General features: G+C 57.8%; 15 protein-coding genes and 1 tRNA gene. 12 read left to right on the top strand and 4 right to left on the bottom strand.

The genetic code is table 11. The features are described from left to right. Positions 1-891: AI-2E family transporter (locus AAAC48_RS17915; RefSeq protein WP_340655484.1), on the top strand; the 891-nt coding region annotated here is incomplete at its 5' end. Next, the gene (locus AAAC48_RS17910) at positions 888-1,343 is read left to right on the top strand and encodes a potassium channel family protein (protein WP_340655483.1); all 456 of its coding nucleotides are present in this window, start codon (positions 888-890) and stop codon (positions 1,341-1,343) included. The genes AAAC48_RS17915 and AAAC48_RS17910, both read left to right, overlap by 4 nt. Before the next feature lie 322 nt (positions 1,344-1,665). Here the strand turns inward: AAAC48_RS17910 and AAAC48_RS17905 are convergent. Further along, positions 1,666-1,741 (bottom strand) — tRNA-Thr (locus AAAC48_RS17905). A gap of 270 nt (positions 1,742-2,011) precedes the next feature. On the opposite strand from AAAC48_RS17905, the gene AAAC48_RS17900 reads away from it, so the two are divergent. From AAAC48_RS17900 to AAAC48_RS17890, 3 genes are all read left to right on the top strand, one after another. Beyond that, positions 2,012-2,500 (top strand): (2Fe-2S)-binding protein, encoded by a 489-nt coding sequence (locus tag AAAC48_RS17900; RefSeq protein WP_340655482.1) that lies wholly within the window; start codon positions 2,012-2,014, stop codon positions 2,498-2,500. Positions 2,501-2,587: 87 nt separating this feature from the next. Then, positions 2,588-4,933 carry a xanthine dehydrogenase family protein molybdopterin-binding subunit gene (locus AAAC48_RS17895; RefSeq protein WP_340655481.1) on the top strand — a complete coding sequence of 782 codons (2,346 nt, stop codon included), beginning with the start codon at positions 2,588-2,590 and terminating at the stop codon, positions 4,931-4,933. Between the two features lie 12 nt (positions 4,934-4,945). Next, positions 4,946-5,755, top strand: coding sequence for a xanthine dehydrogenase family protein subunit M (locus AAAC48_RS17890; protein ID WP_340655480.1), 810 nt, complete (start codon positions 4,946-4,948; stop codon positions 5,753-5,755). A gap of 30 nt (positions 5,756-5,785) precedes the next feature. Here the strand turns inward: AAAC48_RS17890 and AAAC48_RS17885 are convergent, their stop codons facing one another. Together AAAC48_RS17885 and AAAC48_RS17880 are read right to left on the bottom strand one after the other, a co-directional pair. After that, positions 5,786-6,748 (bottom strand): nitronate monooxygenase family protein, encoded by a 963-nt coding sequence (locus AAAC48_RS17885; protein ID WP_340655479.1) that lies wholly within the window; start codon positions 6,746-6,748, stop codon positions 5,786-5,788. A gap of 246 nt (positions 6,749-6,994) precedes the next feature. Beyond that, positions 6,995-8,341, bottom strand: coding sequence for an aminotransferase class I/II-fold pyridoxal phosphate-dependent enzyme (locus AAAC48_RS17880; RefSeq protein ID WP_340655478.1), 1,347 nt, complete (start codon positions 8,339-8,341; stop codon positions 6,995-6,997). Positions 8,342-8,443: 102 nt separating this feature from the next. Between AAAC48_RS17880 and AAAC48_RS17875 the strand changes: the two genes are divergently transcribed. The 7 genes from AAAC48_RS17875 to AAAC48_RS17845 all read left to right on the top strand — a co-directional run bounded on the left by AAAC48_RS17875 (position 8,444) and on the right by AAAC48_RS17845 (position 15,065). Beyond that, the gene (locus AAAC48_RS17875; RefSeq protein WP_340655477.1) at positions 8,444-9,436 is read left to right on the top strand and encodes a nitrate ABC transporter substrate-binding protein; all 993 of its coding nucleotides are present in this window, start codon (positions 8,444-8,446) and stop codon (positions 9,434-9,436) included. Next, positions 9,433-10,221, top strand: a complete 789-nt coding sequence (locus AAAC48_RS17870; RefSeq protein ID WP_340655476.1) for a deaminated glutathione amidase — start codon at positions 9,433-9,435, stop codon at positions 10,219-10,221. The genes AAAC48_RS17875 and AAAC48_RS17870 overlap by 4 nt, the downstream gene beginning before the upstream one ends. Before the next feature lie 33 nt (positions 10,222-10,254). After that, complete coding sequence (locus tag AAAC48_RS17865) at positions 10,255-11,157, top strand: ABC transporter substrate-binding protein (RefSeq protein WP_340655475.1); 903 nt, start codon at positions 10,255-10,257, stop codon at positions 11,155-11,157. Further along, a complete protein-coding gene (locus AAAC48_RS17860) occupies positions 11,154-12,116 on the top strand; it encodes an amino acid ABC transporter permease (protein ID WP_340655474.1) in 963 nt (320 codons plus the stop codon). The genes AAAC48_RS17865 and AAAC48_RS17860 overlap by 4 nt, the downstream gene beginning before the upstream one ends. Before the next feature lie 14 nt (positions 12,117-12,130). After that, entirely contained in the window at positions 12,131-12,910 is a 780-nt protein-coding gene (locus AAAC48_RS17855; RefSeq protein WP_340655485.1) for an amino acid ABC transporter ATP-binding protein, read from the top strand. 167 nt (positions 12,911-13,077) lie between these two features. After that, on the top strand, positions 13,078-14,145 hold the full coding sequence (locus AAAC48_RS17850) for a hypothetical protein (protein ID WP_340655473.1): 1,068 nt from the start codon (positions 13,078-13,080) through the stop codon (positions 14,143-14,145). A 5-nt stretch (positions 14,146-14,150) separates the two neighbouring features. Then, on the top strand, positions 14,151-15,065 hold the full coding sequence (locus AAAC48_RS17845) for a methyltransferase domain-containing protein (RefSeq protein ID WP_340655472.1): 915 nt from the start codon (positions 14,151-14,153) through the stop codon (positions 15,063-15,065). A 401-nt stretch (positions 15,066-15,466) separates the two neighbouring features. On the opposite strand, the gene AAAC48_RS17840 is transcribed toward AAAC48_RS17845, so the two are convergent. Next, on the bottom strand, positions 15,467-15,868 hold a 402-nt coding region (locus tag AAAC48_RS17840; protein WP_340655471.1), incomplete at its 5' end, for a TIGR02186 family protein.

The raw sequence follows: 15,868 nt of genomic DNA, 5'->3' as shown, positions 1-15,868 counted from the left end.
ACGTTGATCGGCCTCGTCAGCGTTGCGCTGATGCTGGTACCATTGGTCATGGTGGTGACGTCCCTTGGATCTTCCATACTTGAGTTCGTCTCGGGCTTGCAAGACCGCAGCCTCACGGTGCCGCCGCCGCCGCCATGGCTGGCCGACCTGCCTCTGGTCGGCCAGAAACTGACCGAGACATGGGCCCTCGTCGCGACAAACATGCCAGCGGCGCTTGCCAAATACGGCAAAATGCTAGGTGGGATCGCATCATCGCTGGCGTCGTTCGCGGGCGGTTTGGCCGCCGGTCAGCTGTCATTCGTGCTTTCGTTCGCGGTCGCTGCCGTGCTCATCGCCTATGGCGACGGCGCCACCGATTTCGCCAGTCGCCTGTTGGAACGTATCACCGGCAGCAAAGCACAAGGCCCCCGGCTGGTTGCGATGACCGCCGCTACGATCCGAGGTGTGGCGGTCGGCGTAGTCGGCGTAGCTGTCATCCAGTCGCTGCTGATCGGGATAGGCTTTTTCGCAATAGGTCTTTCGTCGGCCGGAGTTTTGACGCTCGTTGTACTGTTGTTTGCCATCGTGCAGGTGCCGGCGCTGCTGGTAACACTACCTGTTATAGCCTATGTTCTGGCGACGGAAGCGACCACACCGGCGATCATCTTTTCGATCTGGACCATCATTGCTGGGCTCAGTGACAACCTCCTTAAGCCATTGATGCTCGGCCGCGGACTTGACGTTCCAATGCCGATCATTCTCATTGGCGTGATTGGCGGCATGATCGCTGACGGGATTCTCGGCCTGTTTGTGGGCCCTGTCATCCTGGCCGTTGGCTACGTACTGCTCACGGAGTGGCTGCGGTACGACCCCATTGAGGGCAGGCCGCGGACTGAAGATCCGCCGCCATGATCAGGGTTATTGCTCTGGGCTTGCTGGCAATGTTGGCATGCCTTGCATTTCAGGTGCTGGCATCGGTGTTCGCCGCCCGTTACTTCGCCCGGGCTTCCCGGCAACCGCTCGGTCCTAAGCCGCTGCGCGGGATTTTCCTTCAATTCTCGATTCTAATGGTAGTGCTAATGATCGGCAACATCGTCCAGGTTGCGTTTTGGGCATTGCTGTACAGATTGCTCGGTGCATTTGCGGACTTTGAAACGGCGATGTATTTTTCGGGCGTGACCTTCACTTCGCTCGGTTATGGTGACGTTGTGCTGAATGGCCGAATGCGGCTGCTTGGGCCGCTCCAGGCTGCCAACGGTCTGATGATGTTCGGTATCACCACCGCCCTCTTCATCTCCGTTATCCAGCAGGTCACCGCCAAATGGATCGCCGCGCAGTCAGCCCGCACGAACGTCGGTGGTTAAGTCGCCCTGTGATCGCCCAAGCTTGCCGTGAGAGGGCGGAGCATGTCGGAAGACGACGACAAGAGGGACGATCATCCGACCAAACCGGTCAGAGGTCAGCTCGACAAGTAAGCTTTTTCGGGCGCGCGATGCGCTGCGGTCCTCGGATCGTGCCAATGGAGCAAGATTTAACGAACTATTGGACCGGCTCGAGGCGAGCGAAAAGAAGGAAACACGAGCGATGCTTGCAAATGCGTGACGATCCAGTGACGACCGGAGGATCAGGGCAATTGGGAATTTACGAAAGACATTTAGTCAAGATACTGATTTACCAGTAGAAAGATGGTGCCGCTTGCGTGACTCGAACACGCGACCCCATCATTACGAATGATGTGCTCTACCGACTGAGCTAAAGCGGCAGGGAAGGAACTTCCCGATCCTTGAAATCGGCCATCATGAATGTGCCGACGGATGACGCGCCTGATACCTTCATTGCGCCCCGATTGCAAGCCTTGACATCGCTGCATTTGGCACGGGTAATACAATTCTGGGCCAATACCTGTTCTGCCGGGGAAATCCAAATTAGAATTTTTCCATTTGACGATAGACAAGCGCGCAGGACCGGTTAATCTTCCTTCACCACATGACGTCCGAAAGAGCCGCATGAGTCAATGTTCTGGGAGGAACCTATGGCCAAAGTGGAATTGTTCGTGAATGGGCGTGCCGTCACAGGCGAGGCCGAAGACCGCACACTGCTTGTGCATTTCCTGCGTGAAAACCTTGGGTTAACTGGCACCCATGTCGGGTGTGACACGTCGCAATGCGGTGCATGTGTCGTTCATGTCGATGGCCGGGCAGTCAAGTCCTGCACAATGCTGGCAGCCCAGGCTTCCGGCTCGACGGTTATGACGATCGAGGGCCTTAGCTCCAACGGAGAACTGCATCCGCTTCAGGTCGCGTTCCGGGAAAATCATGCGCTTCAATGCGGGTTCTGCACGCCTGGCATGATAATGACGTCGGTCGATATGATCCGGCGGCACCCCGAAGGGCTCGATGAAGCAACCGTGCGGGATGAGCTTGAGGGCAATATTTGCCGCTGTACCGGCTATCACAACATCGTCAAGGCCGTGCTCGAAGCATCGGACAAAATGGGCAAAGGCACCGTTAAGGCTGCCTGATCATCTGAATTTCAGTCTTGCAGCCGCTTTGCCTCAGAGGCGCACAAATTTCTCTAGGTGAAACGCCTGCGACAGGGAGAAATCGCCATGAGCGTTGAAGGTATTGGAGCACGCGTTCTTCGCAAGGAAGACAAGAGGTTTATCACCGGCAAGGGCCGCTACACGGACGATATGGTCGTGCCCGGCATGAAACATGCAGCCTTCGTTCGCAGTCCTTATGCACATGCAAAGATCACCGGCATCGACACTGAAGCCGCAAAGAAGATGCCTGGCGTTATTGGTGTCCTGACGGGCTCGGAATTGAAGGCTGATGGTATCGGCAATCTGATCTGTGGCTGGATGATCCATTCGAAGGATGGCACTCCCATGAAAATGGGCGCCTGGTCGCCGCTGGCGACCGATACGGTGCGCTATGTGGGCGATGCAGTGGTTATTGTGATTGCCGAAACAAAGGGACAGGCGCGCGATGCGGCCGAGGCGGTGGACGTCTCATATGAAGAGGTGCCCGTGGTTGTAAATGCGGTCAACGCCCTGAAGGAAGGCGCCCCGCAACTCCATCCCGAAGCTCCCGGCAATCTCATTTTTGACTGGGACCTTGGTGACGAAAAGGCAACGAATGATGCCTTCGCCGGAGCTGCGCATGTCACCAGGATGGACATTGTAAACAATCGCCTTGTCCCGAATGCGATGGAGCCGCGCGCGACGCTTGGGGTCTACGACGCTGCGGAAGACCATTATACGTGCTGGACAACGTCACAGAACCCGCATCTCGCGCGTCTGGTGATGAGTGCATTCTACAACGTTGCACCGGAAAACAAGCTGCGCGTCATTGCCCCGGATGTCGGCGGAGGCTTCGGCTCGAAGATATTTATCTATCCGGAAGAAGTTATCTGTCTCTGGGCGTCGAAAAAGACTGGCGTCCCCGTGAAATGGGCGGCTGATCGCAGTGAAAGCTTTCTCGCCGACGCGCATGGACGCGATCACGTTACCCATGCTGAGATCGCCTTTGACAAGGACAACAAAATCCTCGGTCTCAAGGTGCAGACGATCGCCAATCTCGGCGCCTACATGTCACTGTTCTCGAGTTCTGTGCCGACCTATCTCTATGCAACGCTTCTTTCCGGCCAATATGACATTCCGGCAATCCATGCCAATGTAAAGGCGGTCTATACCAACACCGCACCGGTCGATGCTTATCGCGGTGCCGGGCGACCTGAAGCCAGTTTTGTACTCGAGCGCATTATGGAAACTGCTGCGCGCGAGCTGAAGGTCTCGCCGGCTGAACTTCGCCGGAAGAATTTCATACGCTCCTTCCCGCACCAGACGCCGGTGATCATGAATTATGATGCGGGCGACTTCGAAGCAACTCTGGACGCGGCCACGAAAGCTGCAGGCTATGCAGGCTTTGAGGCGCGCCGAAAAGAAGCCGCAAAGCGCGGCAAGCTGCGCGGTATAGGCATGAGCTGCTACATCGAAGCCTGTGGTATCGCGCCTTCAGCGGCGGTTGGTTCGCTGGGCGCCGGCGTTGGACTGTGGGAGAGTGCGGAAGTCCGGGTCAATGCGGTCGGCACGATCGAAATCCTGACCGGCTCGCATTCGCACGGGCAGGGGCATGAGACAACATTTGCCCAGCTCGCAGCAGAGCGGTTCGGTGTCCCGATCGACAGCGTTTCTATTGTTCATGGTGACACCGACAAGGTACAGATGGGAATGGGCACGTATGGATCTCGCTCCGGCGCCGTCGGTATGTCCGCCATTGTCAAGGCTTTGGACAAGGTGGAAGCCAAGGCGAAGAAAATAGCCGCCCACCTTCTGGAGGCGGATGAGGCTGATATCGAGATCAAGAATGGCGATGTACGGGTTGCCGGCACCGACAAGTCCCTTCCGTGGTTCCAGGTTGCGCTGGCTGCCTACACCGCCCACAATCTCCCTTCCGGTATGGAACCGGGATTGAAAGAGGGAGCTTTCTACGATCCCTCGAATTTCACCTTCCCGGGCGGCTGTCATATATGCGAGGTGGAAGTCGATCCCGAAACGGGAACGACGCAGATCATCCAGTTCGTCGCGGCCGATGATTTCGGCAAAATCATCAATCCGATGATCGTCGAAGGACAAGTGCACGGCGGTCTGGCGCAAGGTATCGGTCAGGCATTGCTCGAAGGCACACACTACGACGATAGCGGTCAGCTTCTGACTGCGAGTTACATGGATTACACAATGCCACGCGCGCAGAATCTGCCGTCATTCAATATCATGACCACGGAAACGCCGTGCCCGTCCAATCCGCTCGGCATCAAGGGCTGCGGGGAGGCCGGCGCCATTGGCTCGCCACCTGCCGTGATCAATGCCATCACCGATGCGATCCACAACAACAATCTGACAATGCCGGCCACACCGCAGATCGTGTGGGCCGCCATCCAGGCTGCCAAGTGAAGGGGAAGCGCCATGTATGAGACAAAATATCATCGTGCCACCTCCGTTGAAGGAGCCGCAAGGCTGATGGGCGAAGCAGAAGATGGCAAGTTTCTCGCCGGTGGAATGACGCTGATCCCAACCATGAAGCAGCGCCTGGCGTCGCCGAGCGACCTTATCGATCTGAGACGGATCGGGGCGTTGAAAGGCATCAAAATCGATGGCCGCACCGTGCATATCGGCGCGGTAACCACGCATTACGATGTCTCGACCAACGAGGAACTCGCCAAGATCTGCCCAGCGATTACCAGTCTTGCCGCCCATATCGGCGACCCGCAAGTTAGAAACATGGGAACCATTGGCGGATCCATCGCCAACAACGACCCAGCTGCCGACTACCCCTGCGCCCTGTTAGCGCTCGAGGCGACCATCATTACCAACCAGCGGTCGATACCGGCGTCGCAATTCTTTGTTGCCCTGTTCGAAACCGCGCTCGAGCCGGATGAGATCGTGACGGCGGTTGAATTCACGGCGCCGGACAAGGCGGCTTACAAGAAGTTCCCCAACCCGGCCTCGCTTTATGCAATTGCGGGCGTTTTCGTCGCCAAATCCGGTGACCAGGTCAGGGTCGCTGTGACCGGAGCGGGTGAGAACGGTGTTTTCCGCCTCGAAGATGCTGAGACTGCCTTGGCCGGTAATTTCAGCCCTTCGGCACTGGATGGTCTCAAGGTAAATTCAGATGGTCTCCTGTCGGATATGCACGCTTCGGCCGATTACCGTGCCAACCTGGTGAAAGTCATGGCGAAAAGGGCGGTAGCGGAAATCGCGAACAGACCGATGTGAGAAGCATCTTGTCACTGGCGATCGCGGTGTTCACCTGGCGCAGAGCGCCGCTCGCGCTGCGTGATATTCGCGTTCCAGCCCTGCAACCAGATCGCCTGCAGGTAGAATTTCCTTGATGGCGCTGATGCCTTGGCCGCAGCCCCAGATATCCTTCCAGGCCTTGGCTCCAGTGGTTGCGGCTTCGAAGTCCATCTTTGATGGATCAGCCTCCGGCAAATGATCCGGGTCCATTCCGGCCTTGGCAATCGATGGTTTCAGGTAATTGCCATGGATACCGGTGAAGTAATTCGAGTAGACGATGTCTGACGAGGCGGACTCGACAATCATCTTTTTGTAGCCGTCGACCGCGCGCGCCTCATGGGTGGCGATGAAGGGCGAGCCGATATAAGCAAGGTCGGCTCCCATGGCCTGCGCGCCCAGGATAGCGCGGCCGGTGGCAATGGCACCAGACAGCAACAGTGGACCGTCGAACCATTCGCGGATTTCCTGGACAAGGGCAAAGGGCGAGAGGGGGCCCGCATGACCACCGGCGCCGGCTGCAACCGCTATCAACCCGTCCGCGCCTTTGCGAATGGCGGAATTCGCGTGACGGTTGTTGATGATGTCGTGGAGGACGATCCCGCCGTAGGAATGAATTGCCTCATTGACCTCGGGGACTGCGCCCAAAGACGAAATAACAATGGGAACCTTGTACTTTACGCACATCATCAGGTCGTGTTCGAGCCGTTTGTTGGACCGGTGGACGATCTGGTTGACAGCGAAGGGTGCCGCGGAACGATCGGGGTTCTTCTCGTCATGGTTGCGCAACTCTTCGGTGATTTCAGCTAGCCATTCGTCAAGTTGAGCCTCAGGCCGGGCGTTCAGCGCTGGGAAGGACCCGACGACGCCCGCCTTGCACTGGGCTAGCACCAGCGGCGGATGCGAAACGATGAAGAGCGGCGCGCCGACAACCGGAATGCGCAGTTTGGATTTCAGGATTTCCGGCAAGGCCATGTGCATCTCCCAATGCGATAAACTTTGACGTTTGCGTAAACGTAACTCCTTTTACCAGACCTTTGATATTGAGCAAGCGAAAGCTAATCTACTTGCGATTGAAATGTGCAATCTTGAATGGCGAAAATCGTACGATATTCGCCAATTCTTGTGTGAGATTCGTTGAAACCTGTGTGATTTTTGCCAAGGTTTCTTCAAAATCGTCTCGAATTTGGGTTGGAGTGTGGAACAGTCTGCTTTGAACCGTCAACGCGAAAATCGGTGATCGGGATTGCGGACCGCGAGTGCAATCGCGTCGGCGACTTCCTGCTGCCTATCCTTAAGAATGCTCGTCGCAACCCGAACATGATTGATCGGACGCACTGAGCATTTCTCGCCAGCAAGTACGGCGATGCCGCGCGCCGCCAATGTCACAAGCGCAAACTGTTCGGACTCGACCGGGATCCACAGGACGAGGCCATCACCGCCCGAAAGGTGAACATTGCGCTCGCTAAGAGCCCGCATCAAACCGTCCCGCCGTTCCTTATAGATGGTTCGGGCATGCACCATGCTTTTTGCCGTCTCGTCGTCGTTGAGCAGAAAGGCGACGGCAGACTGCAGCGCGCGGCTCGTCCAGCCCGCGCTGAAACTGCGGTAGGACTGGATCTGTTCAACGACCCGCGTCGAACTGGAAAGAACTGCAAGCCGAAGGTCAGGGCCGAGACTCTTGGAGTAAGAGACAATGTGGATAACCCGGTCGGGAAAGTAATTGCCAAGGGTTGCCGGTGGCAATGCTGAAACATCGCCGACGCCATCGTCCTCGATGATCAGGGCGTCACTATGCTTCAGAACAGCCGCAAGTTCGGCGAAACGGGCCTTGCTCACTCCGCATCCCGTGACGCAATGGGTCCGCGGCTGAAACAGGAACGCGGCAGGCTTCTTGTGCAATGCTGCCGCAAGCGAGTCCGGCAGCGGTCCGTTGGCATCGCATTGGACGGGAAGGATATGCACGCCAAGGTCCTCAAGAATATCGAGAAGGCGCATGGCGGTCGGGTCCTCGATTGCAATGAATGATCCCGGCATGACCAGCGCATGCAGTAGCGCATAGACGGCATTGTATCCGCCATTGGTGGCCAGAAACGCCTGCGGCTTGTAAGGCCAGCGTGGCTCGACCGCCGCCTGCAGATCCGGAAGGATCCTGACGCGTCTGTAACTGTTGAGATTTTCCGCGCACGCGCCGCGGCGGAGTGCTTCGCCAAGCGGCGGCAGCAGTTCGACATCCGGAACCGCCATTGAAAGGTCGAGCACTTCATCGCCATAGTCGCCCGCACTGGCCAGCCGGGCAGGTCGCGGCGCTATCCGGTCGCCACTTACCCATGTGCCATTGCGTCCGCGCCCGGTGATGATCTTCTGCCGCCGCAATTCGCTCCATGCTTCGGACACGGTGGCCGGACTGATGCCAAGGGTGAAAGCCAGATCGCGGATCGCAGGCAGCTTGGTGCCGACCGGGATGGCGCCAGCGCGGATGAGGGCGCTCGTCTCGATGGCGATGCCGCGCATCGTCCGGTCGGTCAGTTTTTCAGCAAACCACTGAACCGAGGCAGTTTCGCTCATTATTCATCCTCTTTTTAATGTTCAGTAACGTAATAGTGATTGATCAGTCAAGAATGAACATTTAGCGTCCCGCTGGAAAAATGCAAACCGGCGAGGAATATCTTGCGTATCACTGTTCGATTGGCCGTCCGCGACTGGGATTATCTGACGCCGCTAGCACTTGGCGATATCAGTTCGGAGAGGCTGGATCTGAAGATCGACCGGGTCGGCACGCTCGTTTCGAATATCGGCACCAACCCGCAATACGACGCAGCGGAAATCTCCTTCAGCCGCTATGCCGGCGGGCGGGCAAAGGGCGAGACGGATGTGCTCGGCATTCCCAACTTCGTCATGCGTGGCTTCCGGCATCGCTGCATCATCACGGTCAACGACAGTCCTATCACCCGTCTCGAACAATTAGCGGGCAAAAAGATCGGCGTCACCGGCTGGCGCGATTCCGGTAATACCTGGACACGGGCCGCGCTCGCCCATGCGGGTGTGGGGATCGAGGACGCATACTGGTTTGCAGGCAGGTTGACCGAAGCGCACCCGATCGTCGACCGGCTTGATGGTTTCGGGCGTGCCGGCCGCATTGAAGCGGCGCCGGGCGAGCGGCCGATGATGGAATTGCTGGAAACTGGCGAGCTGGACGCCGTATTCACGCCCTTCATGCCCGATAGCTTCTTTGGCGCCAATTCGAACCTCCGCCACGTGCTGCCTGATTTGCGCGCCGAGGAACTCGCTTATTTCGGTGAAGTTGGCTACGTGCCCGGGATGCATCTGCTTGGTGTCAAGGCTTCATTGGCTGCCGAGCATCCCTGGCTGTCGCGGGAGTTGAGCGATCTTCTCGACGAGTCGCAGCGGGTCTGGTTGAGCAAGCGCCGTAAATATGCCGATACAACACCATGGATCATCGAAGAGCTCGGCCATGTCGCACGCGATCTGCCCGCAGGCTGGAACGAGAGCGGCTTTGCCGCCAACGAGCGAATGATCGCCGATTTTGCCGAACAACTGCATGGGCAAGGACTGACACCAATGCTGCTTACGCCAACTGATCTCTTCCCATTTGAAACGAGCCACTCTTCCAAGACTGGCCGCGTGGGAGTTCCAGCATGAAGGTCGCCCTTGGACAATTTGCCGTTAGCAAGATCTGGCAGGAGAATGCTGAAATCTGCTTGAAGCTGATCAGGCAGGCGCAGGAAGGCGGCGCCGATCTGCTGGTGCTGCCCGAGGGGATTCTTGCCCGTGATATCACGGATCCGCACATCGTGCTGAAGACAGCTCAGCGGCTCGACGGACCATTCATGGCGCAACTCTTGGCGCAGAGCTGCAAGAGTGACTTGACCGTCATGATGTGTGTCCACGTCCCAGCGGGAGGCCAGCGTGTTTTCAATAATCTTGTGACAATTCGCGGTGGCCGGATCATCTCGCAATATCTGAAGCTTCATCTCTACGACGCATTTGCCGCCAAGGAATCCACGAATGTTCAGCCTGGGTCGGCTATCCCTGAATTGATCGAAGTGGCCGGCCTGAAGCTTGGCTTGATGACCTGCTACGATTTGCGCTTCCCGGAACTTGCACGCCGCCACGCCGTTGACGGCGCTGACGTGCTGATCCTCCCCGCCGCATGGGTGAAGGGGCCAGGCAAGGAGGCCCATTGGGACGTGCTGGTCACGGCGAGAGCGCTGGAAAACACCTGCTATATCGTCGCCGTCGGTGAATGCGGTGAGCGCAACATTGGTGCCAGCATGGTTGTCGATCCACTCGGCGTGGCAGTTGTCCGCGCCGGTGAGGCGCCGGCGCTGATCTTCGCGCAGATCGATCCCAAGCGCATCGACCACGCCCGTTCTGTTCTGCCGGTGCTGGCAAATCGTCGTTTTGCCCGGCCCGAACTCGCCTGACACACTCGAATTTGTTGAATCAAGAAAAGGGGAATGAACATGAAACTTCTGAAGATGGCATCGGCCGCACTGCTCGCAAGCTCCATTCTGGCGGGTCCCGCCATGGCAGAGGAGACAGCTGTTCCAAAACAGACCGTCAACGAGGCGCTGAAGGCAAAACTGCCGCAGGAAATCCGCAAAGGCGGGAGTATGATTTCGGTGAACAACGGCTCGTTCCCGCCCTATGAAATCGTCTCCGGCACAACCGAGATGACCGGTGCCAGCGCCGATCTGACCAATGCACTTGGCGAACTTCTCGGCGTCGAGATCAAGCATGCTACCGTCAGCGGCCTGTCGGCTCTGCTCAGCGGCATCAATTCGGGACGCTATCAGTTTGCCTTTGGCCCCGTAGGTGATTTTGCTACCCGCGAGGAGGCCAATGATTTCGTCGACTATGTGCAGGAATATGTTGTGTTCGCCGTGCAGAAGGGCAATCCGAAAGGCATTACCTCACTTGACGCAGCCTGTGGCAACCGCATTGCGGTGATGGCTGCGGGTTCGGCTGAAAAGGTCATCAAGGCCCAAGCCGAAAAATGCACCAAGGACGGAAAGCCGGCAATCGAGGTGCAGTCGTTTACCGACCAGCCGAGCTCGATTCTTGCGGTGCGCTCGAAGCGCTCCGATGCCTTCTTCTCTTCGCAGGCACCTTTGACTTATTTCGTTCAACAGACAAATGGCCAGCTCCAATTGGCGGCAACTGGAGAGAAGAACGGCTTTGACAACCTCTATCAGGGCGCCGTGGTGCCGAAAGGTTCGCCGCTCGGCGAGGTCTTGCGCGACGGTCTGAAAATCCTCATGGACAATGGCACCTATGCCATCATCATGAAGAAATGGGGGCTGGAGAAGAACATGATCAAGGAGCCCGGCATCAATCTGGCGGGCCAGGGTGCTAAATGACGCAGAGCAACCGGACAATGGCATCGCCCCCTAAGGGCGATGCAGAAGCAGCACTTCGCGATGTCGCGAATGCACACAAGCCGTTTCGAACGGATCGCTGGCTACTGTGGGGCATCACGCTTCTCATTGCCGCGAACTTCCTCTTTATCGTCGCCCACAACGAGAATTTCGGCTGGCCGACTGTCGCACAATGGTTCACCGAAAAGACGATCCTGCGCGGGCTCTATGTCACCCTTGGCCTGACTGTGGTCGCCATGGCCATTGGCGTGGTGATCGGACTGCTTCTCGCCATTGCCCGTATGTCGAACGATCGGCTCGCCAGCTCATTGGCGGGCCTTTACATATGGTTCTTCCGCGGAACCCCGCTGCTGGTCCAGCTCATATTCTGGTACAACCTTTCCACGCTCTTTCCGGAAATCTCGATCGCGATTCCGTTCGGGCCGACGCTTGTCAGCTGGAACACCAATGATCTGATCACACCGATGACCGCCGCCATTGCCGGCCTTGCGCTGAATGAAGCGGCCTATATGGCCGAGATCATCCGTGGCGGACTGCTGTCCGTCGACAAGGGTCAGATCGAGACGACAGAGGCCTTCGGCATGACCCGCGCCCGAGCATTGTGGCGGATCATCATCCCGCAGGCGATGCGCTCCATTGTCCCGCCAACCGGCAACCAGCTGATCAGCATGATCAAGGCAACATCGCTGGTCAGCGTCATCGCCATGGCCGATCTGCTCTATTCGGTGCAGGCTGTCTATAACCGGACCTTCGAGGTCATTCCCATGCTGATGGTTGCAGTCATCTGGTATCTCTTCATCACCTCTATCCTCAACGTGGGGCAGGGCTTCATCGAGCGCTATTACGGCCGCGGTGAACGCAACTCCGCAGCGGCAGTCAAGAAACAGGAGAAGGTTGTCGTGGCCGAGATTTCCGCCTTGGCGCCGGAGGGCAGCAAATGACCGCCGCTTTGTCCATCAATGCAGTGGAAGCTGTCGAACCACTGGTCCAGGCGCGCAATGTGCATAAGGCCTTCGGTGAAGTCGAAGTGCTCAAGGGTATCGATCTCGACGTTGCACCGGGCGAGGTCGTCGTCGTGCTTGGACCTTCGGGTTCAGGCAAATCGACATTCCTGCGCTGCATCAATCATCTTGAGGCCATCGACCGCGGATCTATCGTCGTTGCAGGCGAGCAGATTGGCTACTGCCTGCACAACGGAAGGCTAAACAAATTACCTGCCCGGGCAATCGCCGTACAGCGGCGGCAGATCGGCATGGTGTTCCAGCAGTTCAATCTCTATCCGCACATGACGGCGCTGCAGAACATCATCGAAGCTCCGATCGGCGTTCATAAGCTGAGCCGCAGGCAAGCAACTGAGCTGGCAATGGAACTCCTGGCTCGCGTCGGGCTGACACACAAGGCCGACGCCTATCCCCGGCAATTGTCAGGCGGCCAGCAGCAACGCGTGGCCATCGCCCGGGCCCTCGCCATCAAGCCGAAGCTGATGCTGTTCGACGAGCCGACCTCGGCGCTTGATCCAGAGCTCGTGGGCGAGGTGCTGGCGACGATGCGCGATCTTGCCGACCAGGGCTTGACGATGATCGTCGTCACCCACGAAATCGGCTTTGCTCGGGAAGCAGCCGACCGGGTCGTGTTCATGGACGGTGGAATTATCGTCGAACAGGGGCGGCCGGATGACGTGCTCGGCAACCCGCAGCATCCGCGCACCCGGGCCTTCCTCAGTCGATTCATCTAGTGCGAAGTTTCGAGCATCCGGTGGCTTTGCCGGGTGCTGGCACCCGATGCACGAAGCTGCACCTTATCGGAAACCGCCATCATTGCGCCGCGAGAGTCTTGAATAAGCAGTAAGATAGGTTATGGCTAGCCATTGATACGTGCTGCTTTGAAGGGATTACCGTCGAGTTGGAAGCGATAGAGCAAGCGATCCGAAATGCATTGGCCAAGGCCGACGCCGTAAATCCGGCGATTCGTCAGAAGATCTACGAATCTGCGTGGGGTGCGCACGAGCGCTCGCTTGCCGCCAACGGAGCGCTCGACGACGAACAGCGCGAAGACCGGCGCGAACGGCTGAAAGCCGCAATCACCCGGATCGAGGACGAAGTGCAGGCGACCGGCTCGATAACGCCGCCTCCGCCACCCACTCCCGTCGCCGAACGACGTGAGCCGACACTTTCACGGGATGCGGTTGAACCACGCACTTCAACGGCCAGAGTAGAGCCGTCGCTCAATGTCGCACCGCCGCCTGAAATCGACGCGCCCGAAGCGATCTCGAACGAACCCGCTGCGGCCGATAATTATCGCCCTGAAAGACTGCGTCCGCGCCTGAAGCGCAAGGCCGAACGCAAGAAAGCGCGCGGTCTTACAAAGTTCCTCATTATTCTTGCCATGCTGGCTGCCGCGCTCGGCGTCCTTTGGCTTGTCGCGTCCGGAATCATAAACTCGAAGCCGTCAAGCATCCCTCCGAGCACTAGCAATCCGGCCGCCAGCAGCAGCCATGAGCCGATCAAGGAAGGCGAACTGGCCCCGGGGGGCAACTGGATCAAGATATTCGACCCGTCCGACATGACCCAGGTAGCCTTGACCGGCCGGGCGACTGCCACCATTGCTGGTGACCAGCTGGAAAAATATGTGCGGATCCAATCACCTGCCGAAGCCGACGTCATAAGCTTCACTGTCGGTCAGGGCGTGCTCGAACAACTTGCCGAAAAAAAGGCGGTGTTCGACATTGTCGCCAAGACCGAGGACGGCACCAGCACCCAGATTGCCGTGAGCTGCGACTTTGGTAATCTCGGTGATTGCGGACGCAAGCGTTTCGACATTACCGATGCAAGCAAGGAATACCTGGTCCAGACGCAATTCCCAGCGGACAAGAAGCCGGCCGCAGCTGGGGTGATCAAGATCAATTCGGACGTATCGCAATCCGGCAAATCGGTCGACATCATTTCCATCCGCGTTCAGGTCGCAAACTAGACACCATGGCGCGCGCGTTCCTGTCATCCGGTGACCTGATCGCAGATCGGCGCGCTTCCTATGCGGATATGCTCTTTGAGAGCGGCGATCACGTTGCAGCCGCCGATCTTATGCGGCAGGCGCTCGAGATCGTGCCGGACTGGACCGCGGGCCTGTTCAGGCTCGGCGAAATGGAGGAAGCGGCCGGGCACGGTGATGCTGCGGCGCAGGCCTGGCGCACCCTGCTGCAGCTCGACTCAGATGACCACTTCGGTGCAGGATTGAAGCTCGCGGCCAGCGGGCATGCAAGCGTGCCCCACACGCCGCCAACGGCTTATGTCGAAACGCTGTTCGATGCCTATGCACCGACGTTTGAATCCGCTCTCCTCGACAAGCTCGACTATCGCGTGCCCGAACTGCTGGCGAATGCGATCAAGAAAGCTGCGCCGGAAAGACGCTATCGATCCATGCTCGACCTTGGCTGTGGCACAGGCCTGATGGGGCCTTACTTCCGCAACGATGCCGATCATCTCACCGGCATGGACCTTTCCGAAGCCATGCTGCAAAAGGCTGCAGAAAAGCAGACCTACGACAATCTTGCGAAGGGTGACGTTAACGAACTCGACGCGGCGGCTCACAGTACCGACCTGATTATCGCTGCTGACGTCTTTGTCTATGTGGGTGACCTCGATCGCGCCTTTGCTAATGTGGCGCGAACGCTTGCGCCAGAGGGATTGTTTGCCTTCTCGGTAGAGAACCATGCGGGCGACGACGAACTGGTTCTGCAGTCATCGCTGCGCTACACCCATTCAGAAGGCTATGTGCGGCGGCTCCTGACAGAAAATGCGATGTCGCCCGTGAGCCTTGAAAGCAAGACAATCCGCATGGATCGCGGTGAGCCGCTGCAAGGGCTTATCGTCGTGGCGAAACCTTTCCCTTAGTTTTTTTGCTGGACGCAAATCGCGGAACAAATTTCTGATCTTTTCTAGCTGCCTCGAAAATTGGTGCCACTTCTTGCGCCGTCCCTGCAAGTGCAGGATGGACCGGGCACGCTCGTCACGAAGACGCGCCCGACATGAAGCGTGTGATTGACCAGCTTGTACGTTGAACGATAGCTCGCCAATGCATTCCCTGCAGCTACGTTCCGGGCCAGATTGCTAAGCCTCCATCGCCTTGGGAATTCAAGATCAAGAATTTGAACATCGGTTTTCTCCATAGCAGGCAAAATCTTTTGTGTGCTTACCTTTGAGGATCAGCGCGAATGGCGCCATCTATTCAAGACATTTTCCGTTATACCAATGTCTATTAACGATAAGGCTTAGAGATCGCCTCCTGCGCTCGCTTAATCCTTGCGGAATACCAGGCGGCCCATCCAGCCGGTCAGAACCGCAAGAAAGACTGCGAACAGGCCGTAGAGCAGGCTGTGCTGGTTGGCGGCGCGGTAAATGCGGAATTCCAGCCCAGCCTTGACGATGTTGAGGCTGGTCGCACTTTCGCGCAGGAATTCGCCATTGCGGAAAAGATAGGCGCGGGCGATGTGCTTGCCCACCGGCACATTGGCAGGCAGCGACAATGTTGCCCGGAACAGCGTGGATGACAGGAATTGAACGTCGCCCATGCGCTGGCTGTAGAGCTGCTGTTTCAGCTTCAGTCGCGGCAGCTCCTTGGTAAATTCCTTAAGCGATTCACTTGATCCGAAGCCATCGGGCGTCGGTTCGTAAAAGATGTTGTTCACGCCCAGGCT

The sequence above is a fragment of the Phyllobacterium sp. genome (genome assembly GCF_037994405.1).
In the GTDB taxonomy this organism is placed as follows: domain Bacteria; phylum Pseudomonadota; class Alphaproteobacteria; order Rhizobiales; family Rhizobiaceae; genus Phyllobacterium.
This window is presented reverse-complemented; position numbering and strand designations above follow the sequence as displayed.